Origin of the sequence: Ruminococcus sp., assembly GCF_016287535.1 — a bacterium.
In the GTDB taxonomy this organism is placed as follows: domain Bacteria; phylum Bacillota; class Clostridia; order Oscillospirales; family Ruminococcaceae; genus Ruminococcus.
In genome coordinates this window covers 1-23,658 of the sequence record NZ_JAEFAJ010000012.1, presented here as the reverse complement: position 1 = coordinate 23,658, position 23,658 = coordinate 1, and the positions used below count along the sequence as shown (strand labels likewise).

The following is a 23,658-nucleotide window of genomic DNA, read 5'->3' as shown; positions in this document are numbered from 1 at the left end:
CCCCCGTTTTTCGCATTTATCCGTTATTTATTCATCAGCCCTCTGAAGAAATCGCACTCGTTCTTGTTTGCCTGTGCGGCTTCGGCTGTCTTTATGTTGCAGTGGAACACGTGATACAGCTTGCAGCTCTCGTTACCGTACTCCTTGTATACACAGTGTACGCCCTTTTCATCGAGCGCCTTTTTCAGCAGCGGAGATTCGCTGCGGAGATCGTCGCAGTTCGCCGTCATTATATAGCTCGGTGGGAAGTCCTTCGTTACGTGCTTTATTACAGTGAGGTCGGAGAGGACTTCCGCGGCGCTGTGTTTTGGCAGATAGTCCCTGAGAGTTTTTACGGTGCAGAAATGCTCGGTGTCATATATACCGCAGTTCAGGGCAAGTCCCTTTATTTCAAGGCCAGCCGGCGGGGTGAAGCTGAACTTTGCGGCGTAGTCCGCAGAGGTGAGTATGCAGGCATAAAGGGCTATCCCGGTAGCGCCTGCGGAGTCTCCCACGGCAAATATATTTTCAGTGTCAAAGCCGTATTTTTCCGCGTTGTCCATTAACCAGCAAAAGACATCGTTTGTGTCCTCGAACGGTGCGGGATAGCGGTACTTGGGAGCGAGCCGGTAGGTGTAGTTCACAACGGCGAAGCCGTGCCTTGCAAGCTCCATGCAGTAGAACTGGTATACCTCCTTGTCGCCGTAGACCCAGCCGCCGCCGTGAAAGCTTACTATTACCGGGAGCTTGCTGGCAGCCGCCGCTTTTGGGCGGTAAACGTCAAGGATATTCCATTTCGGGTCGCTGCCGTAACTGATATTGTCAAAGCGCTGTATCTCCGGCGGAGTGGTGAGTCCGCTGTCACGGGCAGTATCGCTTTTGGTACACATTTTTCTGAAAATAAAACTGTTAAGAGACATGATATCACTTCTTTCCTGCACGAACTTGGGAACAGCCGTCTGACTGAGGTTATCGGATATACGCTTATTATATCAGGCTTTTTTTTCTGTGTCAAGAAGACGTGTTGACGTACTCCGCGGCTTGTGGTATAATAATATTCCGGACCGCAGGCATGGTGCTGCGGTCATTTCGTACTTTTACGGAGGAATCTGTTTTGAAAGGGATTTTCATAAAACTACCGGCACTCCTGTCTGCGGCGGCTTTGCTTGTCAGCTGCGGAAGAGCTGACATAGACCCGAACGATTATCTTGAAGTGCGCTTCAGCGGACTGGATACAGCCGCTTCAGCGGACTGTGACATAGATTACGCGAAGATGGTGGCTGATAATTCTGAATATTTCGGCGTAACGGAAAAGAACAGCGCGGAAGCTGCGGAACGTGCAGCCGACGACTTAGGGAAGTACCTGAACGGTGCTCCTGACAGGGATTCCATGCTCTCCAACGGTGATGTCATAACCTTTGAATGGAGCAGGGACGGAGTTCGGCAGCTGGAGGAAAAGTATAAAATAAGACTCAGTGTCAGCGATAAGGATATAACCGTCAGTGGTCTTGAGGTGGCAAAGCCCTTCGACCCGTTTGAATATCTTTCCGTCGGATTCCGCGGCACAGAGCCTGAAGGCGTGATCGAGCTTGACTATGAAGGACTGCCTGTAAGGGACGTTCCGTTTAGCGCAGAGCGATGCAGCGGACTAAGGAACGGCGACAAAGTCAGGGTCAGCTTCGGCAGCGGCAGCGAGGAAGAGATAAGGGATAAATGCTTCAATCAGGCGTATATCCCTGTGTGCTTTGAAAAGGAGTATACCGTAAGCGGACTGCAGCATTATGTCACCAGACTGAGCGACATAGGCAGCGATTCCTATAAAAGAATGGACAGCTATGCGCAGGAGGAGTTCGGAAAGCTCGCGGATAAACGCGATGACTGGAAATGTACTGATATACAGCTTCTCGGAGCGGATCTCTACACGCCTGCGGAGGGAGAAGCAAAGTGGGGCAGGAACGCTTTCTGCCTTATCTATGAGGTAACTGCGGAAAAAGCTGACAGCGGCAGAAAAAACGATAAAAAGCAGGAGAAAAATGAGAGTATCAGGTACTATTATTTTACGTACTTTATGAACACCGTGTCGCCGGATAATGACAAAAGCACTCCGTTTCCGGCGGAATGTGCTGTATTTCCAAGCTATTCGGAGTTTTACACCTCAATATACGGCGATGCCTTCAAGGTGGGAGATACAGTGTTTGAGGGATACAGGACCCTCGGAGAGCTTGAAGAAGCTCTTTCGGACTGCTTTGAAAACAGCGTCTGCGAGACTGATATAAATAATGAAGAATGACCGCAGCCCGGAGGCGCAAAACGCTTCCGGGCTCTTTTATGACATTTGCAGGTATGGAATATGACATTTGTCATATCAGAAACTGACTGGGGACACTACAAAAATGCTTTCAGGTGAGGTATAATAATGACAGTGAAAATCATAAGGGAGGAAATACTATGGAAAATACAGTTGTTAAGATAAAGGACCTCGTTAAACGCTACGGCGACCTCATCGCACTGGATCACTTCAGCCTTGAAATAAAGGAGGGAGAGGTATTCGGACTTCTCGGTCCTAACGGTTCGGGAAAGACTACGACTATAAACTGTCTGCTTTCGCTGCTTGCTTTTGACAAGGGCGATATCGAGCTGTTCGGAAAAAAGATGACACCTGTAAGCTATGACATCAAAAAGGAGATAGGAGTTATAATGCAGAATGTGGCGGTATTTGAAGAGCTTACCGTCTATGAGAACATTGACTATTTCTGCGGTCTTTATATAAAAGACAAGGAAAAGCGCAGGGAGTACGTTGAGGAAGCGATAAAGTTCGTGGGACTTGAGGATTTCCGCAGATTTTATCCCAGAAAGCTCTCTGGCGGACTTCTCCGCAGACTGAACATTGCCTGCGGTATCGCTCACAAGCCTAAGCTGATCATCCTTGACGAGCCTACAGTGGCTGTAGACCCGCAGAGCAGGAACCGTATCCTCGAAGGTATACTTGACCTCAATAAAAACGGCGCTACAGTTATATATACCTCTCACTACATGGAAGAGGTGGAGCATATATGCACCCGCATAGCTATCATGGACAAGGGAAGAAAGGTAGCTGAGGGCACAAAGGATGAACTTAAACGCATGATAAAGAATACCGAGACAATTACAATAGATATACTGGAGCTTCCGGACAGTGTGCTGAAGGAGATATCAGGACTGCCTCATGTATACGATACAAAGCGTGAGGACGAAAAGCTCATTGTCTGCTGTTCGGGAGGAAAGCATAATCTGATAAGAGTGCTGGACGTGCTGCAGAAGAACGAGCTCGGCTTCGGAAGAGTATACACAGAGCTGCCTACACTGAACGACGTATTCCTTGAAATTACAGGTACCGCACTCAGGGACAAGGAGGATTGACTATGTTCTTTCATATACTGAAATATGAGCTGAAAAACAGCCTTCGTGTAAAGGAAATAACCGTCTGGCTCATAATCTTCCCGATAGCCCTCGGTATCTGTTTCAAGATAGCTTTCGGAAGTATATATGAGAAAACGGAAAAGTTCAGCGCGATACCCGTTGCAGTGGTGGAGAACACGGATAATACCGCATTCAGACAGGTAATGGAGAATATCGGAAAGTCAGACGAACCGTTCCTGAAGGTCAGCTTCACGGATATGGACGGCGCCGAGAAAATGCTGGATAACGGCGACGTCGAGGGCATAATAGTCTCGGACGGTAAGCTGAGCCTTACGGTAAAGGAAAAGGGCCTCCGCGAGACTATGCTCAAGTCATTTCTGGAGCAGTATACGGTCCGCGAAAAAATAGCTATGGACGCGATAAATACAGCTCCGGAAAAGGCACAGGAGGTCATAGAAGCTCTTACGGGAGAGACTGTTTCGTCTTGCAGGGAGATACCTCTCACACAGGGAAATCCCGATATGTATATCCAGTATTTCTATAACCTTATCGCAATGGTAGCGCTTTTCGGCTGCAATATCGGAATGCACATCACTATACAGAATCAGGCTGATCTTTCGGCGCTGGGCGCAAGGAACAACTGCTCTCCCGCCAGAAAATCAGTAAGCATACTTGCCTGTTTCACAGGCAGCTGCATAATGCAGACCTTCTGTATGATACTCTGCGTCTCATTCCTTGCTTTTGTACTGAAGGTGGACTTTGGAGACAGGCTGTACTTAGTATATCCTGCCGCAATAATGGGCGGAATACTCGGTGTTTCCTTCGGTTTCTTCGTAGGCTCCATAGCCCGTGTGGGAGAAAAGACAAAGACAGCAATACTCACTGCCTTTGCGTTGCTGCTTTGCTTCTGCAGCGGTCTCATGATGGGGGACATGAAGGCTGTTATAGTTGAAAAGATGCCGTGGTTCAATAATATCAACCCTGCGGCAGTTATCTCCGACTGCTTCTACTGCCTGAATATCTATGAGGATTACGACCGCTTTGTAACAAAGCTGATAACTATGGCAGTGACAACATTTATATTCGTATTTCTTGGTTTCGTTTTTTCGAGGAGGAAGAAATATGCAAGTATTTAAGGCAATGATGAAGGTCATTATAAAAAGGCTGCCCTCAGCGATGGTATACATAATTGTGTTTGTTGCTGTCTCGGTAATGGTCACAAAGGCTTCGACAAAGGACAACAGATTCGAGGCGAGCAGACTGAAAATATGTATATTCGATGAGGACGAAAGCTACGCCAGCCGCGCTCTTGCGGAGTTCATAGGAAAAAGCAATGATATAGTTGATATAGAGAACGACAGGGACGTTATCATCGACTCTTTGTACTATAAACGCGCTGATTATGTGCTCAATATAAACAAGGGCTACGCGGAAAAGCTGACGGCAGGGGAAACAGCCGGACTGTTCGACACCTATTGCATAGGAGACCGTTTTTCCACGGTGTATATGGGACAGTACCTTGACGAGTACACAAGTTCTGTAAAGCTGTACCTTGCTATTGGCAGGGACATGACTGAGGCAATATCCCGCACGGAGGAGCTGCTCTCACAGCAGACCGATGTGGATATGCTCAGGACAGACAAGGGCGGAGCTTCGCATTTCAGCGTTGATTTTGCCGGATACTTTCAGTATATGCCTTATATACTCATATCCGTTATAATAAGCGTTATAACGTCTGTACTTGTGACTATGAACAAGAAGGATATACGCTACCGCACGAATTGCTCCAGCATAAAAAATTCCTCTTATACGCTGCAGATATTCGCAGGAAGCTTTGTATTCGTCTTTGCGATATGGATTATACTTATGATAGTCGGCGCTGTGCTCAACGAGGAGATATATACCGGCAGAGCATGGCTTGCTGTGCTCAACAGCTTCATATTCTCTGTTGTAATAACTGCGATAGCGGTATTTATTTCAAGCTTTGAACCCAAAGACAATATCGTGAGCCTGCTGACCCAGATCCTCGGACTTGGCATGAGCTTCTTCTGCGGTGTGTTCATACCAAGGGAGGTGCTCAGCAGCGGCGTTCTATCCGTTGCAAGGTTCCTTCCTGCTTACTGGTATGTAAGCGCAAATGAAATGATAGCTGATGTAACACCGTACAGCTTCGGTAAGATAGTACAGTGCTATCTGATACAGCTTGCTTTTGCCGCAGCTGTTGTACTGCTCACGCTCCTTGTGCGCAGAGTAAAATACAACAGCGCGTCTATAGGCACCAATGTAAAAAAAGCTGTAAGTCAGTAAATGATATCGTTGATCTGATATATCAAAAGGGCGCACAGATGTGCGCCCTTGACTGTTTAGTCTATGCCCAATTTTTCCTTTATAACAGAGCAGACTTCCTCCTTGTGCTGCTGATAGTAGAAATGATCCCCGCTAAACGGGTATACGCTGCATTTCCCGTCTGTGAACCTGTTCCAGCTGTGCATATCAACCCTCTGCATAAGCGGATCCTCTGTACCGTAAAGCACTGTGATATCGCAGGGAAACTTTACGTCCTCAGGTGTGGCTCTGTAGCGCTCCGCCATGCGGACATCAGTGCAGAGTATGCGGTTGAGCATCTTCACGAGAGCCTGATCGGGGACAGGAGCAGCTGACGAAAGGGAATTATCCGTGAAGAACGATATTATCTCATCGTCTGATGCGTCCTCGATATGTTCAAAGCAGTGCACATCCTCGTCGGGAGGATTCTTTCCTGAAAGGAATACATGACAAGGCATCGCAAGTCCCTTTTCCTTTGCCTGCTTTACAAGCTCTGTAGCAAGTACAGTACCCATGCTGTGACCGAAGAGCGCATACTCGCCTCTGAGAAGCTCTGAATGCTTCTCTGTGAGGTCAGCAACGCAGTCGGGTATTGTGTTGAGGAGAGGCTCTGACATACGTGTAAAGCGTCCTGAGAGCTCCATAGGGACTACAGTCAGTTCTTTCGGCAGGAAGCGTTTGAATGAGGCGTAGCTCTTTGCGGAGCCGCCTGCATGGGAAAGAAAGAAAAGAACCATATTACTCCTCAACAGGTGTGCCCTTTTCATTAAGGAGGTCGAATATCTCGCCTACCTTGCTGATAGAAGCTACCAGTGAAAGGGGAATGTTGATCCTGAAGGATTCGGTTATCTCTGAGCCCAGACCGAAAAGTCCAAGCGAGTCAAGGTAAAGATCGTCGTAAACGTCGGTGTCTCTTGTTATTTCAGAAGCGTCAACTCCGACGTAATCGGAGATAGCCTGTGTGAATTTTTCAAAATCAAGGTTATTCATTGTTTGTACTCCTTTTTTCTGAGGTATTTGAACTGTATCTTGCCGATATCCTTCGGAATCTCCTCAACAAGAACTATCTTGTCCGGCACCTTGTAGGCTGAGAGCTTTCCGTCAAAATAACGTGCCAGCTCGCCGCGTGTTATCCTTTCATCGCCCTTGGGCTGGATATAGGCTACTATCTGCTGTCCGATAACAGGGTGGGGCTCGTCGGTAACTGCCGCAGCCGCTATCTTCGGGTGAGTAAGGAGACAAGCCTCTACTTCCTCGGCGTGAACGAGATTGCCGCCGCGCTTGATTATGCGCTTGCTTCTTCCTGCGAAACGTACTATACCGCCGGGCAGCTTGTTTACAAGGTCTCCTGTACAGAACCAGCGGCGTCCCTGCTCATCTGTGAGTATCTTCTCTGCCGAGAGCTGAGGATTGCCGAAATAGTCCGTGATAACTCCGTCTGTGTATACGCAGAGTTCTCCGACTTCACCCTCAGGAACCTCGTTGTGTTTCTCGTCGATAACGCGGACGTCGGTGAAGCTGAGCTTGCGGAAGTCGCTGGGGTCAGTGCCTGCGTCTCTTGCGGAATCCCATACCACCATAGTGCAGGTCTCGGAAGAGCCGATGACATTGATAACGCGGATATGGAGCTTTTCAACGAAGATATCAGCTATCTCTTTCGGGAGTACCTCTCCTGCGAAATAACAGATACGGACGCTTGAAAGGTCGTACTTGTCAAAGTCGGGAGTTGAGAGAAGCACCTTTGCAAGCGTGGAAGTGAGCTGTATAACATTTATCCTGTATTTCTGAACAGTTTCGAGAAAAGTGATCGGATTGAACTGGGGCTGGTACATAACTGTACCGCCCTTGAGCACCATCTGCTGTCCCATGCCGAAGCCGCCCTGATGATAGAGTGTCATGCCAAGCATCATTACATCATCAGCCCTGAACTCAAGGTAGTCGCCCATATCCTTCTGTGAGGAGAGAAATCCGCCTGAGGGTACTGAAAGTATCTTTGGTGTGCCGGTGCTGCCTGAAGTGCAGGCAAGGGACATGGTGTGAAGATAGTCCGGCTCGTATATCTCACATTCGCTGCTGCCGTATTCCGCAGTGAACCTGTCAGCGGAGGTGTAGCAGCTGTCCTGTGGGATAACGCTGTCGTCAGCGAAGCATATTACCTTGTCAAGTGTTATCTGTGACGGAACAAGTGCGCTGACCGCAGCGATTATATCGTTGTTTCTGTATTTTTCAGTGATGAACAGTATCTTTGATGTGGTGGCAGGTATGAGTTTTGAGAGCTCGAAGGAGCCGCTCTGCGGATCCATGGGAACAGGCTGTGCGCCTATTCTTACTGCCGACCAGTAAACGATGAACCACTCGATGCTGTTTGGCATACATATGCCGACCTTGTCGTCCTCGCCGATACCGAGCTTCTTCATTGCAGAGCCGAAAACAGCTGTCTTTTCCATGAACTGTGCGTATGTAAGCTCTTTCTCGTCAATTCTAAGGAGGACCTTTTCAGGCGTTTCCTGAGCGTATCTGCTGTAGAAATCGAAAAATTTCTCTGACATTTTATTTTCCCCCGTTAAGTCTTGCGGCTATGAAGTCTGCTGCAATATGCTTTACCCAGTGGTACTGTTCACCGACGGGCATAGCGTGCATGATAGTTTCCTCGGAAACATATGCGGGCTTATCCTGGATATGTATGCTCTCCTTATAGCCGGCTGCCTTGCTGAGCAGCCTCTGTGAAGCTTCGGGAGACATCCAGTTGTCGTCGCTGCTGTATACCATGAGGAAGTCTGCCTTGTGAGTACCCTCCTCCAGAATCTTCATACCTTCAAGGTAATCATCAGCGTACTGATATGAGCTCCACTTGCCGCGCTTCATCCATACAGGGATGCTGTCCAGATTTGCGAAGTGCATGAGGAGTGGGAAGAGACTTACGCAAACCTTTGCCTTGGGATTCTTTACAGTTGCGCGGAAGGCGTAGCCGCCGCCCATGCAGAGTCCGAAATTAGCCATATTCTTCTCGTCGAGCTTCTTATGGCTCTTAACGAATCTGATTATGCCGTTGAAAGCAGCCTCCAACTGCTTTCCGCCGCACTTGATGTTCCTGTGGATTATAGCTCCTCCCGCACCGGGCATATCGGGAGTGATAACTGCTATACCTCTTTCGTTGAGGGGAGCAGCCAGCATTTCGAGCTCCTCCTTGCAGCTGCCGATACCGGAGTAGGTAACTGCTACGGGATAATTTGTTTTTCTGCCTGAGTCCGGATAGTGTATATAAGCAGGGAGCTTTCCTTCCTTTGTGTCTATCTCGGCATATTCTACCTTGTTCTTACAGAGCTTTATATAACGCTTGTAGCTTTCTTCAAGTCCGTTGTATATCTCGGTCTTGTGTTCCAGATCCTCGATGTTTATCATAAAGCAGGCGTAGTGGCACTGTGTCACCATTTTTGCATACTCTCTTGCAGAGATCCTGTTTCCTTCCTTTTCAGCCTTGTCGCGGAGCTCTGAATAGCGGTCTATCTTGGCGTGCCACTCGTTTATCCATACTTCCTGTATCTGCTTTCCGCTTCTGACCTTTATATTGTCGATCTTCTTGAGGATAGCCTCAAGGTCAAAAGGATCTGCTCCGTAGAGGAGAGAACGTGTTACTACAGGGTTAAGCAAATCTCTGATTGCCCATTTCATATTTATCTATTCCTTTCTCATGTTTCAGCCTGTATATTTCCATGCGCCCTCACGTGTCATCTCTGTGAACTGCATATAAACGCGGTAGGGATCTGCATGGGTGTGCTTCTGTATAATGCTGAGCATTCTGTCGGCGAGCTCTTTCAGAAAGGCTGCCTTGTTGTCAGCATACTCCTGAGGGAGTATATATCTGAACTCTGCAAAGAAAACTGTGTCTTCCGAGCTGTTCATGTACATTGAGCACTCGTCGAGCATTACCATTATTGCCGGCAACGGCTTTCGGAGTATCTCTGAAAGCTCGCTTGCAGCTTCGTCGATGAAGGCTGTGCGAAGAGCAGGCGAGCTGAATCTGTAATTAGTCTTCATTTGTGTTATAGGCATTTCATGTTCCCTTTCCCGGCTGTTTCTCAGCCCTGATATTTCCTGAAGACAAGAGTTGAGTTATGTCCGCCGAAACCGAATGAATTTGATATGGCAACATTTACATCTTTCTTTAAAGCCTTGTTCGGGATATAGTTGAGATCAAGCTCCGGATCCGGCTCATCGTAGTGGATAGTCGGCGGGAGGATACCTGACTCGATAGCCTTTACACAGGCGATTCCCTCAAGAGCGCCGCAGGCTGTAAGGGTATGTCCGATAGCGGCCTTGATGGATGACATCGGGATATCATAGGCTTTTTTGCCGAATATCTTCTTTACAGCCATTGTTTCATAGAGATCGTTGAGACTTGTGGACGTACCGTGAGCATTGATGTAGTCCACCTCGTCAGGCGAGATGCCTGCGTCCCTGATAGCGAGACTGATAGCCTCAGCCATACCTTCGCCGTCTGTCTTGGGCGCTGTCAGGTTGTATGCCTCACAGGTCATGCTTGCACCTGCAAGCTCGCAGTATATCTTGGCGCCTCTTGCCTTTGCGTGTTCCTCGGATTCGAGTATGATTACGCCGCTTCCTTCGCCCATGATGAAGCCGTCACGGTTCTTGGTGAACGGGCGTGAAGCTGTAGCAGGGTCGGGATTTACCGACATAGCAAGGAGCTGGTTGAAGCCGTTGAGTATGATATGTGATACCACATTTGACATACCGCCTGTGATTATCATATCGTAAGCGCCCGACTGTATGAGCTGTTTTCCGAGGGTCGCTGCATAAGCGGATGAAGCGCAGGCTGTGCTGATATTGAATGAAGGTCCCTTAATGCCGTATTTAAGAGCAAGCATTGCGGGGATCTCGCTTGGCATACGCTTGAGTATGATATTTGTTCGTCCCTCTTTTTCGCTGTCGTTGTATGAGTTGTCGGCTATACCGAAGATTATTCCTATCCTTGTTGTATCGAGTGCAGTGAAGTCTGCGCCGCAGTCGTCGATTGCTTCCCCTGCAGCTGCGAGACACATTCTTGTACTTTTTGTGGTTATATTGAGCTGACGTTTTTTCCAGTGTTTTGAAACGAGCGCTTCAAAATCGTCGCTTACCTGAGCGGCAACGGTCGTATCGTGATCTTTTAAGGAGATGCGAGTTATTTTAGCCATACCGCATTCTCCGTTGGTGAGAGCATTCCAGTAATCGTTGGTGTTCAGACCTATGGCAGTGATCGAGCCAAGACCTGTGATAACTACTTTCTTCATATTATTTCTTCCTTTCATCGGAAAATTATTTGAAGTATCTGTCCCATACAGATTTATCCTTGTGGTTGTAAGCTGCGAAGCCGGTAGCTTCTGCATATTTGTCCAGTGCGGAGAAGATCATTTCTGTGCCGAATTTCTTGTAGTAGAACGAGGGCGCTTCCGCGAGACCGAGTGTATCGCAGATCGCCTCAAAGAGTGTATTTTTGTCTCCGCTGTATTCTTCAAGAGCATTCACTGTTTCATTGAGCAGGAATGCGGTCATATCCAGTTCAGCGTTTTCGCATACATTTCCGGTATCAGTCTCTTTTTCAGCCATATAGCCGAGAAATGTCAGAGGAGCCTGAGGGCAGCCGTTTTCGGTCCATGACTTCATTGTCTCGTAGTTCTTTATATGGAGCGGACGGCTGCGTGTGATACGGAAACTTTCGGGATCCCTGCCCATAAGTCCGAGTCCGACGCTGTCAAGTATATCGAACGGCGCTGCGATCGAGAAAAACGGAGCCAGGGCGTTGTTCATTTCATTTACGGAAACGTCCAAGCGTTCTTTCATTATGATCGCGTGACCTATCATGCATGAAAGGAGCTGATTGAGGTATATGTGGTAGCTGCCTTCAAATATGATGGGTTTCTTACCTCCCGCGGTTACGAGAGCCTTTGCCTTGGCAATGTTTTCCTCAGAGGAATCCGGGATCACGTTGAGCTCCACAAAGCCTGAGAGCTTTACGGGATAGAAGAAGTGCAGACCGAAGCAGCGTTCCCTGTGTGGAACGCCGTCGAAAACGTCTGATATTTTCAGTGAAGATGTATTCGTCAGAAGGAGACAGCTTTCGGAAACTGTTCCCGCAAGCTGACGGAATATGTCCTGTTTGACCTTCAGATCCTCGAATACAGCCTCTATTATTATATCGCAGTCCTTCATATCAGAGATACTGTCTGTGAAGAGAAAGGAGCTTTTTTTGAACTCATACTGTTCTTCGGTCAGCTTTTTTCTCTTCAGGCTCTTGCCGAGAGTTTTCAGCAGAGCGTCTGTATTCTCCTCAGCGCCCGTCAGGTCAAGAACTGTGAAATGTGCGTCCGGAAGCCTGTCAAAAAAAAGGGAGAAGATATCCTTTCCCATTTTTCCGTAGCCGATAATGCCAATGTTCATGCGTTAGCCTCCCTGCTCTGCTTGTAGGCAGTTATGTATTCCCTGAAGCGTGCAGGCGAGAAGGTATCATAGTTTGCTGAGATGTATTCAATGAGAGCGAGAGCTTCCGGAACTCCCTGTTTCTTTTCTGCGAATATATCAGCATATCCGATCGCGTAGGCTTTTTCGGCGGGGATAAGCTCGCCCGACATTACCAGTTCGTATGCGTTTTTAGTGCCGCATATCTCGATATTTCGTGCGACGCCGCCAAGTGCCGGGAGTATGCCGAAGGTCGATTCGGGCTGACCTATCCTTGCGTTCTTCTCGATAACCCTGTAGTGGCTGTTGACAGCTATCTCGCTGCCGGAGCCGATGCAGAAACCTGTTACCACGCTGACAACAGGGAAGGGAAGACTGCGCAGGAAGGTGAAGCGCGATTTCTGTTTTACGTGAGAGGCAGGAAGGATACCGTCCTCGTCGGTGTAGCTCTCTTTCTGAGAACGCTCAAAAAGAGCGTCCACGTCGGCGCCTACGCTGAAATGGCGTCCGCCGCCTCTGATTATCATGCCCTTTATACCGCCGTCCGCCGCTCTTTCAGCGACCTCCTCCATAACGGCTTCGTACTTGTCGAGGAATGCCGATGACATGATATTGTTGCTGGGAGCGTCCATAACGAAACTGAGGACGCCGTTTTCTTCTGTGAGCGTGATATTGATAGTATCATTCATCTGAGCTGCCTCCTGTCTTGTCTGCAAGAAGGCGGTAGAACGCTTTTGATTCACAGTCGAGTATATCAGACTGACTGCCCTTTCTTGCAGCTATGAAGCAGGTATTGATCTGCTCTGCCTGAAATCTTGTCTTGTCCTTGAAGAGCTTTGCAGTAAATTCACCGGTATTCTCTGCGGGTATTACCATATCAAAAAATCCTGATATACTGCTGTCGGGCTCATTGTCCGCAAGAGCGGTAACAAAAGGAGCGTTTACAAAAAACTCAGAAGTTTTATTGAAATTGCCGGCATAGATGCTGCCGTTGACGTGTACTATCAGCAAACAGGGAGTGCCCAGCTCTGCTTCAGTGAGTTCGTCGAGTGAAGCGATACCGCTCACCTCTGTGACGAATTCGTCAGTTTTTATTATCATCTTTGTTATTCTCCAGATATTCCATCAATTCATCGGGGACGCTGCATATCATGCGGTCTTTATCCACAAATGCGATCTTTCCGCTTATCCTGCAGGCTATCTGACCTGTTCCCTCGTTGAATATATTATGTTTATAATTTATGATGCCGCCTGATGTATGGAATTCGGATTCTATCCTCACTTCGTCGAAAAGCCTCAGTTCATGTATATACCGCTGAGTGCTTTCAAGTATTACGGGGAACAGTCCGCTTTCAAACAGCTCGTCAAGATGATCGCTCTGTCTGAAGAAGTTCCATACTGCCGTTTCAGCGTACTGAAGGTATACGGCATTATTGACGTGGCCGAACGAGTCAAGCTCGCAGCCGCGCACAGTAAGGTGATATGTACTTTTGTTCATTTCTTTAATGCCTCCGCAAGAGCAGCTTCAAAGCAGCCCTTTGAAGGATCGTTTTCACCGTGTGAAGCACGGTTCAACGTGCCTGTTATACCGTTTATCTGAGCCATGGACTTGCCTGAGATGAGCTCTTTCACGAAGCTCATGGTCTCCTCGAAGGCGTCCTTCTGCTCTGTTATTTTTGTAACAAGTCCCATTGAGAGAGCGTCCGAAGCGCTTATCATTTCGCCCTGCAATATCATCTGAAGAGCCTTTTCCCTGCCGAGCAGTCTGTAAAGTCGTTCCATACCGCCCATACCCGGAACAACGCCGTGCATTATCTCGGTAAGTCCGAGGAGAGCCTTCGGCGAAGCGATTCGGAACTGACAGCTGAGAGCGACTTCAAGTCCACCGCCGAAGCAGCCCCCGTTGATGGCAGCTGCCGTAACGATGGGAAGCTCCTCGATGGTCCTGAGAAGCTCACGGGCTTTTTCAAGCTTTTCCGAGAGTACCGGGATTTCGGAAGTACCGAACAGTGAAACGTCAGCGCCGTGTGAGAAATGTCTGCCCTCTCCTTTAATGACAAGAGCTCCTGTCTGCGGATTCTTATCCAGCCAGCTAAGGAGCTCTCTGCGGTCTATGAATTCGGGTTCTGAGAGCAGATTCTTCGGACCGTTGTTTATTGTGAGAACGGCGATATTATCTTCGGCATGAAGCTCTGATAAATTAGAATACACCGTTTGCTGCCTCACTGATTAACAACATCGTTGCCGTACTGATATATCTTACAGAACATATCAACAACGTCTGCCATAGTGTTCATAGGAGTCTTGAGCATATACTTACCGATGCTCTGAAGCTTGATGTCAAGATCGTACTTGTCAGCTGTCATTTCGATAAGCTCAACGAACATAAGTGAATCGCTTCCGAAGTCCTCATTCGGGTTTGATTCCATAGTGATCTCTGACCTGTCGATCTCGCACTCATCGGCGTAATAGTCAAAGATCATGTCCTTGATTTCTTCCCTGATCTCCTCTGTTATTTCCCTCATAAAAAAGCAACCTCCAAAATTTTAATATTTTTTTATTTCAAAGCCGTTGTATACGGCTCTGACGGCATTATGCAAGAGCGGGGCAGTTACCGCTGAGTATATCCTCAAGGGTATATATACTGCATTTTCTGCTTACTCTTGAAAACTTTTTGATAGCGCCGTTAGCGCTTATATCGAAAAACTCTCTTACGCCGAGCTCCTCCAGCTTTTTCAGTGCCAGATCCCAGCGCATGGGAGTGCAGACATTGTAAAGGTTTTCCCTGCGTATATCATCGGCTGTACTCAGCACAGTCTGATCGAATACGGACATCAGGGGATGCTCCGGTTTTTTGTAGTCCAGATCCCTGCAGAGTTCTAAGTATTCGGCGGAATATTTTTCCATGATCGGATGATGGAAAGCGGTGCCGGTGTTCATGGTGAAGGCTTTGAGTGCACCCTCGTCGGTACATACCCCGATCGCTTTTTCAACAGCATCTGCCTTGCCGCTTATCATAACATGAAAGCCGGAATTTCCGCTTCCGATAACAAGGTCATCGGGACTGAAACTGCGGCTGAGAAGTTCTTTCAGTTCGTCGTAGGGGAAGCCCACGACGATACCCATATTGAGCTTCACGTTATTCTCTTCGAGCTTCCGGAACATGGAGAGATGAGTCATAACGATATCATGAGCGTCGGTATGTTTTATTGAACCGAAGCAGGCACTTGCGCTGACTATACCTGAACTGTAGCCTGCGCCGATATCAGGTATTATTCCTTTTCCTGTAAGGTACTCATATACGACCCTGTCGCATATAAAAGGAACGAGCCATTCGGCAGCCCTTGCCTCATGACCTGAGAGGTTGCCTGTATCTGCCGGAAGTCCGCAGTGTATCAGCGCTTCCTGCAGGTATGACTCGTATTTTTCCTTTAACTCCGGAGTGAGATTTGCTATGATCTTTTCAGGCTTTGATCCGATTCCGTGGAAAAGGAATGCTTTTTTGCACATTTAACTTGCTCCTCGCTTTTGTTTATAAATACATCTTAACACCTATCAGGCGCAGTGTCAATAGGATAAATCGCTATAAAAAGCGATTTCTAAAAAAGTGATAAAAAAGTATCAATCCAATTATATTTTTTTATAAATTAGAGCTATTATACTATCTGTAATGAACAAAATGTGATTTTGTAAGATAAATTTCCTATGATTCTGTTATGAAATCAAAGGCGTATCTGGTAGTATGCAGGACTCCTGCAAAACGGCGTAAACAGAGCGTCCGTGCCGCTGCCGGGTCAGAAAAAAAGCCTTTTCCGATTGGGGAAAAGGCTTTTGCGCATTAATCCTTGAGATTTTCCGGTGTCTTTATCAGCTTTGCCTTGAAGAGAGCAGTGCCGATAAGTGTTGTGAATATTGTTGATATAACCATTTCGAACAGTGCGTTGATTCCGACAGCTGTGATTATGAAGAGCAGTATGCTCTTACCGCTTCTGAGCTTGTCGATGTAGTTGAATTCCTTGTAAACCTTAATCGTATATTTTCCGTCGCTGATGCCTTTGAAGTTGACCTTCGGAGTGCTGAAAGAATACTTTTTTCCGCTGAGCTTTTCGCCATTGCAGAATACCTCCGAGAATTTTGCGTTCTTACCGTTTGCTATGAACTTGTATTTTACCTTGTCAGCGGTAGGAACTGCTGATGATACTGAAGCAGGATCGTCAAGTGAGAAGATGAGCGCGTTGTCAATGACTACGCCCTTGCCGTCGGTAGATATTTCAACCGGGTGGGCTTTGTCCTCGGATACCTCTGTGACGATACCGTTGTTCACCCTGAAGGTGTACTTGCTGTCAAGACCGAATGAAGTGTGGTTGAAGAGCAGTACCAAAGCTCCCATAAAGAAGATGGTATTGAGTATCGCGGCGGAGAAGCCTGCGATTCCGCATGACTGCTGCACCTTCGAGAGATCCTTCTTTCTGACGAACCAGAACATCACAGCGAAGCCGACAGCGAATACTCCGGTGAGCGTGAGAGCGACGGGAAGTCCCGATGTCATGAAGTTATACATACCTTCCGACATCTTGTATTTGCCGTTTTCGTCATGGCATATGAGCAGCATGACTGAAAGGAAAAGTCCGATAAGAACTATACCGGAAACGATGCCGGAAATAATGGAAAGAGCTTTTTTTGAATTGATTTTTGAAAGTGAAGAGAAGATAAGTCCGACCAGCAGACCGTCAAGCGCACGCGGTATAACTCGCTGTACGAATGTGAGCAGGGGGCTTATTTCAAGTGTTGCGGCACCCATTCCGCTGAGGACTCCGATGCCGAAGCACTGCATGAAACTGAAGAGTCCGAATACCGTTCCCATGATAAGTCCGCCTACAGGTCCGAGGGCGATGGCAGCGATGGCAATGGGTATGATATTAAGGGTGATGGACAATGGTCCGATAGGTATAGAGCCTATTGGCGTGAGCGAAAAGAGCGCTACAACAGCAGTCAGAAGGCCCAGAAGCACCATCGAACGAATTTTGGAATTCGCTTTCATATTTAATTTCCTCCTTGTTACTACTCCCCGTTTCGGGGATATAATACAATCATTATGATATCATGTTTTAGGTAGATTGTAAATAGCATATTTGCCGAAATTTGATACACAAACCCATTTCAAAACATTCATAATTGATAAATGCGATTTATATATATCCATACAAAAATCTGATAATACGAAGTGTAGAATCCGGTCGTGAATGGTTTTTAGCCGAAGTCTTTGTGAGAGTCAACCGAAATTGGTACTGCCAGTTGACCGGCAGTTGCGGCGCATTGTTTAACTTGCTGTTGAAGTTCAAAAAAAAGCGGAAATCTCTTACAAAATGCACAAAAGCGACTTAAATATTTTTAAATATTAGTTAAAGTTAAAATATTGCAATTTGTATATGAGCGTGTTATAATATAAAGTGCAAAATACTGTAAACATATCATCCTGCGCACAGGCGGAACGGTACATTACGGGGAATTGTAGAAAAATAAAAAAAGGAAGGATGGATCGATAATGAAGAAATCTTTGGGTAAACGCCTGATAAGCAGCGTTACTTCCGGAGTTCTGGCAATGACATATGTTGTGCCGTCATTTGTTGGTATGCAGGCTAACGCCGCCGCTGACGGGCTTCCTGTCATCAACACTCCTTACGAAGAGACGCAGTGGTTCAGGAATAACCCGCTGGGTATAGCCGGCGATTTCCATTTGTTCGCATTTGATACCATTGAAACTACCAACGACAGCTCACACATCAACGGAAACATCGCTACACCAAACTACATAGTCGGATCAAATCACGGACAGCTCAATACCGAAGGCACAGGAAGGATCCTTAACGTAGTAAGAGATTCGTTCACGTTCAAAGAGGGCGGCGGATACGAAGAAAAAGCCAAGCAGGAGGGTTCAAAGGAATTCTCGCTCGGCAAGATGAGCGATTTCTTCTTCCCTGAGAACTGCGAGCTTTACGTCAGCAAGGGCGAGTATATATTCGGCGTAGGCTACATCGTAAACGACAAAAGTACGTTTGAATATCCTCTTAACGCAAGCGGTTACGCATATGTCAGAGTCGATCTTCCGCAGTCTGACGACTTTTTCGTTAAGCTCCAGCCGGGCGGCGAGTTCAAGGACAGCTGCTATCTGGCTCATACGGGCAAGAACCTTATCGATTTCGAGGCTGAAAAGGTAAATTACGAGAAGAGATCCGAAAACTATTCTCAGTTCAGTGATTCATATGCGGACCTGAAGTTCGTCGAAAACCCTGATTATTCAGACGATCCGGAAAACCAGGCACCATACATAGGTACGCTTACTCTCAACGAGGAAGGTACCAACGTGCTCAACTTTACCGCTGACAAGCTTGCGGATTACAGCCGCATAAAGGTCGAAGGCATTAACTTCAAGGACGGTCAGTTCTTCGGAAACCAGACCCTTTTAGTAAATATTGACCTTCAGGGCAAGTCCGAGCTTGTATGGACTCCGGAATGGACTTACGAGTCGGCTTACGATCCGACATACAAACTCGTTAATTCCGAAGAGAGCGCTCTCAGCGGAACCAATATTATCTACAACTTCTTCAACGCAAATTCCGAGGGAACAAAGATCCTCTACAATTACGGTGAAAAGCTCGAACCGTGGGGATGCGTTCTCGCTCCTGACTGCGAAGTGGTACCCAACAATATGAGCGGTACTATCATCGCAGATAAGATAACCCTTACCAATCAGACTCATATGGCTCCTTTCATGAACCCTGTAAGCGAAAACCAGAAGATAAAGGTTTCAGCAAAGAAGACATGGAGCGACGGCGAGGACAAGCACGAGGATGACGAGATAGATGTCATTCTTTACCGTTCCAAAAAGGCAGGACTCCGTTATGTAACGGATGAAGCATCTACTTTAAACAAGTACATCGATTTCATTGAAACTGTAAATGAAGCGGGAAAAACAACTTCTCCGCTTACATATCAGGAAGGCTCGGCACTTAAAAGCGTCAATTCCGACCTGAGCGCACAGACTGTTACTTCACGTTTCGGCTTCGGAGAAGAAACCGTTATTTTCACTGCGGATACAGATGAAGTGCTTTCAAAGCTTCCCGACGGTACCTATACATTTAAAAAAGGTAACGACACAAAATATGAAATAACAGTAGACGGCGGTTTCATTTCAGATATCAGCGGTCCGGCTCTCGGCTATAAGGAATACGAGACCAAGACTCTCAGCAGCGACAACGACTGGACTGCTACATGGGATGACCTTGACAAGAACGATCCCGACGGCCACACATATTTCTATTACGCTATAGAAGATGATGTTCCCGACGGATACAAGGTATCCTATACCGACAACGGAGTTTCAGGAGGAAACAGAGTTATCGGTATCCTCAATACAGGCGGCACCGCTGCTTCAAAGGTAAAATTCCTGAAGTACAGCGATGTTGTAAACGCCAGCGAGGGCGAGGACGGAAATGTCACTACAGCTCACGCAAAGGAATTCCTTGCAGGCGCTGAGTTCAAGCTCACCGCAAAGGATACTGAAGGCGCCAAGCTCAACAGCGGCGTCAAGTCCGATCAGGACAGCAACGCTGACAGCAAAGTAAAGTACAGCGATTCATACATCACATGGACAAGCACAGACAAGGCAATAGAGTTCGAGGGACTTCCAAACGGACTTTATACACTTACCGAGGTCGCTCCGGCAGGCTTCCAGCCCATAAAGGCAACTGATATCAGGATCGACGACGGCAAGGCTTCTGTTGTAACAGCAGATACAGGCGCTGTTGCAAAGTCAACAGGCGACAAGAGCACGGAGATCAGCATGACCGATGAGGCTTACGCGGTTTCAGTCAAGAAGGTAGACGGAAACGGTAAGGCAGTTCAGGGCGCTTACCTCAGACTCAAGGGCACTTCCGGTGAGAGCATGAAGAATGTAAAGGCTCATGACTCACAGTACTTCACTTCAGACGGAAAGGGCTGGAGCAGCAAGTCCGGAAGCAGCTTCTATCCATACAAGTTCAAGGGAAACGAGATAGAGAATCTTGCTTCCGACGGCAAATCATTTGAATGGTATTCAATCGGCTCAGAGGTCGTATTCACAGGTCTTGCCGAGGGTACATATACGGTTGAGGAGCTCACGGCTCCCGCAGGCTACGTAAAGGATACTGTAAAGACGTTTACAGTAAAGAGAACAGACGGTATCCTTTCTGCCGACAAGGACGTTATCGAATTTGTAAACAATAAGGACACAGTCAAGATAAGCAAGGGCGATATGGGCTCGGTTATCGTTGACAATGCGGAGTTCGTTCTCACAAAGAAGGACGGTTCTGCTCTCGGAGTCCTCACAACAGGCGATGACAGTGTTGACCTTTCATCAAAGGTAAGCAAGTCACATGACGCACTCAACAATACAAGCGGAGTTACCATAAAGGAACTCAAGGCAGGTCAGAAGTATACTGTCCGCGGCAATACATTCAAGAATGTAACTGTTGACGGAAAGGCAGCTTCTTCATCTTCCAAGAACACATATGAATATAAGGGAACCGTTTCCGGAACCTCTCTTGAGATCAAGGGAATCAGCAGCGGTACTTATACGATCGAATTTGAGGACGGAAACATCTTCACTGTAGACGTTGATGAGACAGAACTCGTTCCTGAGGTATCACACGAAAAGGTACTGAAGCTCACAAACGACGGAAAGGCTTGTGAGTTCACAGGCGGCTCCATAGATATCATCGGTCTTGACAATGACGATTATATCCTCAAGGAAACAGCTTCACCAAACGGATACACAAAGGTAGAATCCGAGTTTGGATTCACTGTTAAGGACGGCAAGGTCACTGTTACAGATGCAAAGACAACAGGCAAGTACAAGCTTTCCGATGACGGCAAGCAGCTCATAATACTCGACGATATCTCCAAGATCGAGATCTCCAAGTTCTTTGACACTGAGGGCAACAAAACTCCTGCAGGCACAACAGCAGGTGCTGATATGAAGCTCACATTCAAGAAGGGCTCAGGAAAGACTATCCCTGCCAAGAAGACAGGCGACGCTCTCGGCGAAGGCGAGTCGGCAGAGTGGAACTCAAAGGACGCAAATCCCAAGACCTTCGAGGGACTTTACGACGGTGAGTATGTCCTCGAAGAAACAAAGGCTCCTCAGGGCTACGAAAAGGAAGCTGCAAAGACCTTTGTTATAAAGGACGGCGTTATCGTTGAGACAGACGCTGACAAGAACGTAGTCAGCACAAGAACGAGCGAGAGCCTCCTTAACACAAAGCAGAATACTATCATTCTCGACAAGAAGGCACTCGGAGCGACTGAGATACCAGAGTCCGCAGGAAAGGTTAAGTTCACACTTACCGCAGAGGACGAGGATCTTGATCTCAGCGGCGTAAGCATAAACGGCGGAGAAGCTCTCGGCACTGTAACATCAACAGAGCCCTTCGACGGAAATACAGTTACATTCACAGGTCTGAAGGACGGTACCTATACTCTCAGAGAAGATACAGCTCCTCTCGGCTATTCAGTAGTGAGCGACTTTACATTTACTGTAAAGGGCGGCAAGGTAACAAATGTATCTGCTGTAACAACAGGCAGAACATACATCGACGAGGACGGTCATATAGTAGTTGAGGACGCTCCTACGATCTCAATAGACAAGACAGACCTCGGCGGCAAGATGATAACAGACGGCGAGGCAGAGTTCACACTCACAGCCAAGGATACTGACGGTTCACTCAGCGGCGTCAAGATCAACGGCGGTTCAGCACTCGGCGATGTTAAGTCTGCTACATTTGCAGGCAGCAGCACTAAGCTCGAATACCTCAGAGACGGTAAGTATTCACTGAAGGAGGACACAGCTCCCGCAGGATACTCGACTATTTCCGAGTTCACATTCACAATAAAGAACGGTCTGGTAACTGATGTAAGCACAGTTACTGACGGCGTTACGGAGAAGTCCGAGGACGGAAAGAAGATCACAGTCAAGGACGCTCCTATCATCAGTCTCGACAAGCTGGCACTGGGCGCAGAGCCTGTTCCGGAGTCAGCCGGCAAGGCAACATTCGTACTCACAGCTGAGGACGAGGACAATACTCTTGAAGGAGTAAAGGTAAACGGCGGTGACGCTACAGCAAAGGGCACAAAGTCAGTTAAGATCGACGGCAACAACGCTAAGCTTGAATATCTCAAGGACGGCAAGTACAGCCTCGAAGAGACAGTAGCTCCCGACGGTTATACTACAGTTACAAAGTTCACATTCACAGTCAAGGACGGCAAGGTAACAGACGTAAGCACTGTTACAGACGGAAAGGCTTATGTTGACGATAAGGGTCACCTTGTAGTCGAGGACAGACAGACTGTTGTAACTCTCGACAAGAAGGCGCTTGGCGCAGAGCCAATTCCGGAATCGGCAGGCAAGGCAACATTCGTTCTTGCAGCCGAAGACGAGGGCAAGAACCTTGAGGGCGTAGTTGTAGGTGAAGGCTCAAAGGCTCAGACACTTACAGCTGACGACAAGTCTGTTACATTCGAGGGCAACAGCGCTAAGTTCACAGGTCTGAAGGACGGCAAGTACAGTCTCGAAGAGACTGTTGCTCCTGACGGCTTCACAACAGTAACAAAGTTCACATTCACAGTAGAGAACGGCAAGGTCAAGAATGTAAGCACTGTAACAGACGGCAAGGCTTACGTTGACGAAGACGGACACCTTGTTGTAGAGGATAACAAGTCCACAATCACACTTGACAAGAAGTCTCTCGGTGCAGCACCTATACCGGAATCAGCAGGCAAGGCTTCCTTCGTACTCGCAGTTGAGGAAGAGGGCAAGACACTTGAAGGCGTAAAGGTAAACGGCGGCACAGCTCTCGGCGCAGTCACAAAGACTGAGTTCAAGGGCAACAATACAAAATTCGAGGGTCTGAAGGACGGCAAGTACAGTCTTGAAGAAACTGCAGCTCCCGAAGGCTATACAACAGTAACTAAGTTCACATTCACAGTAGAGAACGGCAAGGTCAAGAATGTAAGCACTGTAACAGACGGCAAGGCTTACGTTGACGAAGACGGTCACCTTGTTGTAGAGGACGCACAGTCCGGTATCGTTATCGATAAGAAGTCTCTCGGTGCAGAGCCTATTCCGGAATCAGCAGGCAAGGCAACATTCGTACTTGCAGTTGAGGAAGAGGGCAAGACACTGGCAGGCGTAAAGATCGACGGCGGTACAGCTCTCGGTGAGGTAACAAAGACAACATTCACAGGCAACAGCAACCAGTTTACAGGTTTGAAGGACGGCAAGTACAGTCTCGAAGAAACTGCCGCTCCCGACGGCTACACAACAGTAACAAAGTTCACATTTACTATCAAGGACGGCAAGGTTACAGATGTAAGCACCGTAACAGACGGCAAGGCTTACGTTGATGAAGACGGTCACCTTGTAGTAGAGGATACAAAGAATACTATCACACTTGACAAGAAGTC

General features: G+C 47.6%; 20 protein-coding genes. 5 read left to right on the top strand and 15 right to left on the bottom strand.

Annotated elements, in window-relative coordinates; translation table 11 throughout:
* Positions 1–23: 23 nt before the first annotated feature.
* Positions 24–899 carry an alpha/beta hydrolase gene (locus QZZ36_RS06545; RefSeq protein ID WP_295078704.1) on the bottom strand — a complete coding sequence of 292 codons (876 nt, stop codon included), beginning with the start codon at positions 897–899 and terminating at the stop codon, positions 24–26.
* Between the two features lie 194 nt (positions 900–1,093).
* On the opposite strand from QZZ36_RS06545, the gene QZZ36_RS06540 reads away from it, so the two are divergent.
* The 4 genes from QZZ36_RS06540 (at position 1,094) to QZZ36_RS06525 (ending at position 5,685) form a co-directional block, all read left to right on the top strand.
* Positions 1,094–2,269 (top strand): hypothetical protein, encoded by a 1,176-nt coding sequence (locus QZZ36_RS06540; protein ID WP_295078701.1) that lies wholly within the window; start codon positions 1,094–1,096, stop codon positions 2,267–2,269.
* Between the two features lie 158 nt (positions 2,270–2,427).
* Positions 2,428–3,378: an ABC transporter ATP-binding protein gene (locus tag QZZ36_RS06535; protein WP_295078698.1), complete on the top strand. Its 951-nt coding sequence runs from the start codon at positions 2,428–2,430 to the stop codon at positions 3,376–3,378.
* Positions 3,379–3,380: 2 nt separating this feature from the next.
* Positions 3,381–4,514 (top strand): ABC transporter permease, encoded by a 1,134-nt coding sequence (locus tag QZZ36_RS06530; protein ID WP_295078695.1) that lies wholly within the window; start codon positions 3,381–3,383, stop codon positions 4,512–4,514.
* Complete coding sequence (locus tag QZZ36_RS06525) at positions 4,501–5,685, top strand: ABC transporter permease (protein WP_295078692.1); 1,185 nt, start codon at positions 4,501–4,503, stop codon at positions 5,683–5,685. The genes QZZ36_RS06530 and QZZ36_RS06525 overlap by 14 nt, the downstream gene beginning before the upstream one ends.
* 56 nt (positions 5,686–5,741) lie before the next feature.
* On the opposite strand, the gene QZZ36_RS06520 is transcribed toward QZZ36_RS06525, so the two are convergent.
* The 14 genes from QZZ36_RS06520 to QZZ36_RS06455 form a co-directional block, all read right to left on the bottom strand.
* Entirely contained in the window at positions 5,742–6,440 is a 699-nt protein-coding gene (locus QZZ36_RS06520; RefSeq protein ID WP_295078689.1) for an alpha/beta fold hydrolase, read from the bottom strand.
* A gap of 1 nt (position 6,441) precedes the next feature.
* Positions 6,442–6,693: an acyl carrier protein gene (locus QZZ36_RS06515; protein ID WP_295078686.1), complete on the bottom strand. Its 252-nt coding sequence runs from the start codon at positions 6,691–6,693 to the stop codon at positions 6,442–6,444.
* The gene (locus QZZ36_RS06510) at positions 6,690–8,252 is read right to left on the bottom strand and encodes a class I adenylate-forming enzyme family protein (protein WP_295078683.1); all 1,563 of its coding nucleotides are present in this window, start codon (positions 8,250–8,252) and stop codon (positions 6,690–6,692) included. The genes QZZ36_RS06515 and QZZ36_RS06510 overlap by 4 nt, the downstream gene beginning before the upstream one ends.
* Position 8,253: 1 nt before the next feature.
* Complete coding sequence (locus QZZ36_RS06505) at positions 8,254–9,375, bottom strand: alpha/beta hydrolase (protein ID WP_295078680.1); 1,122 nt, start codon at positions 9,373–9,375, stop codon at positions 8,254–8,256.
* Between the two features lie 24 nt (positions 9,376–9,399).
* Complete coding sequence (locus tag QZZ36_RS06500; RefSeq protein ID WP_295078677.1) at positions 9,400–9,756, bottom strand: hypothetical protein; 357 nt, start codon at positions 9,754–9,756, stop codon at positions 9,400–9,402.
* Between the two features lie 26 nt (positions 9,757–9,782).
* Positions 9,783–10,994: a beta-ketoacyl-[acyl-carrier-protein] synthase family protein gene (locus QZZ36_RS06495; protein WP_295078674.1), complete on the bottom strand. Its 1,212-nt coding sequence runs from the start codon at positions 10,992–10,994 to the stop codon at positions 9,783–9,785.
* A gap of 25 nt (positions 10,995–11,019) precedes the next feature.
* Entirely contained in the window at positions 11,020–12,141 is a 1,122-nt protein-coding gene (locus QZZ36_RS06490) for a 3-hydroxyacyl-CoA dehydrogenase NAD-binding domain-containing protein (RefSeq protein ID WP_295078671.1), read from the bottom strand.
* Complete coding sequence (locus QZZ36_RS06485) at positions 12,138–12,848, bottom strand: enoyl-CoA hydratase/isomerase family protein (RefSeq protein WP_295078668.1); 711 nt, start codon at positions 12,846–12,848, stop codon at positions 12,138–12,140. Before QZZ36_RS06485 ends, QZZ36_RS06490 begins: the two co-directional genes overlap by 4 nt.
* A complete protein-coding gene (locus tag QZZ36_RS06480; RefSeq protein WP_295078665.1) occupies positions 12,841–13,260 on the bottom strand; it encodes a hypothetical protein in 420 nt (139 codons plus the stop codon). Before QZZ36_RS06480 ends, QZZ36_RS06485 begins: the two co-directional genes overlap by 8 nt.
* Positions 13,244–13,657 (bottom strand): thioesterase family protein, encoded by a 414-nt coding sequence (locus QZZ36_RS06475; RefSeq protein WP_295078663.1) that lies wholly within the window; start codon positions 13,655–13,657, stop codon positions 13,244–13,246. Before QZZ36_RS06475 ends, QZZ36_RS06480 begins: the two co-directional genes overlap by 17 nt.
* Positions 13,654–14,370 (bottom strand): enoyl-CoA hydratase/isomerase family protein, encoded by a 717-nt coding sequence (locus tag QZZ36_RS06470; protein WP_295078660.1) that lies wholly within the window; start codon positions 14,368–14,370, stop codon positions 13,654–13,656. The genes QZZ36_RS06475 and QZZ36_RS06470 overlap by 4 nt, the downstream gene beginning before the upstream one ends.
* A gap of 11 nt (positions 14,371–14,381) precedes the next feature.
* Positions 14,382–14,684, bottom strand: coding sequence for a phosphopantetheine-binding protein (locus QZZ36_RS06465; protein WP_295078657.1), 303 nt, complete (start codon positions 14,682–14,684; stop codon positions 14,382–14,384).
* A 67-nt stretch (positions 14,685–14,751) separates the two neighbouring features.
* Entirely contained in the window at positions 14,752–15,669 is a 918-nt protein-coding gene (locus QZZ36_RS06460; protein WP_295078654.1) for an acyltransferase domain-containing protein, read from the bottom strand.
* 328 nt (positions 15,670–15,997) lie between these two features.
* A complete protein-coding gene (locus QZZ36_RS06455) occupies positions 15,998–17,200 on the bottom strand; it encodes an ECF transporter S component (RefSeq protein WP_295078651.1) in 1,203 nt (400 codons plus the stop codon).
* Positions 17,201–17,704: 504 nt separating this feature from the next.
* Between QZZ36_RS06455 and QZZ36_RS06450 the strand changes: the two genes are divergently transcribed.
* Positions 17,705–23,658, top strand: a 5,954-nt coding sequence (locus tag QZZ36_RS06450) for a SpaA isopeptide-forming pilin-related protein (protein ID WP_295078648.1), incomplete at its 3' end; no start/stop codon positions are given.

What these genes read in the sequence shown, in the direction of transcription:
- QZZ36_RS06545 (WP_295078704.1), bottom strand. Translation starts at nt 899, where the DNA reads ATGTCTCTTAACAGTTTTATTTTCAGAAAAATGTGTACCAAAAGCGAT.
- QZZ36_RS06535 (WP_295078698.1), top strand. Translation starts at nt 2,428, where the DNA reads ATGGAAAATACAGTTGTTAAGATAAAGGACCTCGTTAAACGCTACGGC.
- QZZ36_RS06530 (WP_295078695.1), top strand. Translation starts at nt 3,381, where the DNA reads ATGTTCTTTCATATACTGAAATATGAGCTGAAAAACAGCCTTCGTGTA.
- QZZ36_RS06525 (WP_295078692.1), top strand. Translation starts at nt 4,501, where the DNA reads ATGCAAGTATTTAAGGCAATGATGAAGGTCATTATAAAAAGGCTGCCC.
- QZZ36_RS06520 (WP_295078689.1), bottom strand. Translation starts at nt 6,440, where the DNA reads ATGGTTCTTTTCTTTCTTTCCCATGCAGGCGGCTCCGCAAAGAGCTAC.
- QZZ36_RS06515 (WP_295078686.1), bottom strand. Translation starts at nt 6,693, where the DNA reads ATGAATAACCTTGATTTTGAAAAATTCACACAGGCTATCTCCGATTAC.
- QZZ36_RS06510 (WP_295078683.1), bottom strand. Translation starts at nt 8,252, where the DNA reads ATGTCAGAGAAATTTTTCGATTTCTACAGCAGATACGCTCAGGAAACG.
- QZZ36_RS06505 (WP_295078680.1), bottom strand. Translation starts at nt 9,375, where the DNA reads ATGAAATGGGCAATCAGAGATTTGCTTAACCCTGTAGTAACACGTTCT.
- QZZ36_RS06500 (WP_295078677.1), bottom strand. Translation starts at nt 9,756, where the DNA reads ATGCCTATAACACAAATGAAGACTAATTACAGATTCAGCTCGCCTGCT.
- QZZ36_RS06495 (WP_295078674.1), bottom strand. Translation starts at nt 10,994, where the DNA reads ATGAAGAAAGTAGTTATCACAGGTCTTGGCTCGATCACTGCCATAGGT.
- QZZ36_RS06490 (WP_295078671.1), bottom strand. Translation starts at nt 12,141, where the DNA reads ATGAACATTGGCATTATCGGCTACGGAAAAATGGGAAAGGATATCTTC.
- QZZ36_RS06485 (WP_295078668.1), bottom strand. Translation starts at nt 12,848, where the DNA reads ATGAATGATACTATCAATATCACGCTCACAGAAGAAAACGGCGTCCTC.
- QZZ36_RS06480 (WP_295078665.1), bottom strand. Translation starts at nt 13,260, where the DNA reads ATGATAATAAAAACTGACGAATTCGTCACAGAGGTGAGCGGTATCGCT.
- QZZ36_RS06475 (WP_295078663.1), bottom strand. Translation starts at nt 13,657, where the DNA reads ATGAACAAAAGTACATATCACCTTACTGTGCGCGGCTGCGAGCTTGAC.
- QZZ36_RS06465 (WP_295078657.1), bottom strand. Translation starts at nt 14,684, where the DNA reads ATGAGGGAAATAACAGAGGAGATCAGGGAAGAAATCAAGGACATGATC.
- QZZ36_RS06460 (WP_295078654.1), bottom strand. Translation starts at nt 15,669, where the DNA reads ATGTGCAAAAAAGCATTCCTTTTCCACGGAATCGGATCAAAGCCTGAA.
- QZZ36_RS06455 (WP_295078651.1), bottom strand. Translation starts at nt 17,200, where the DNA reads ATGAAAGCGAATTCCAAAATTCGTTCGATGGTGCTTCTGGGCCTTCTG.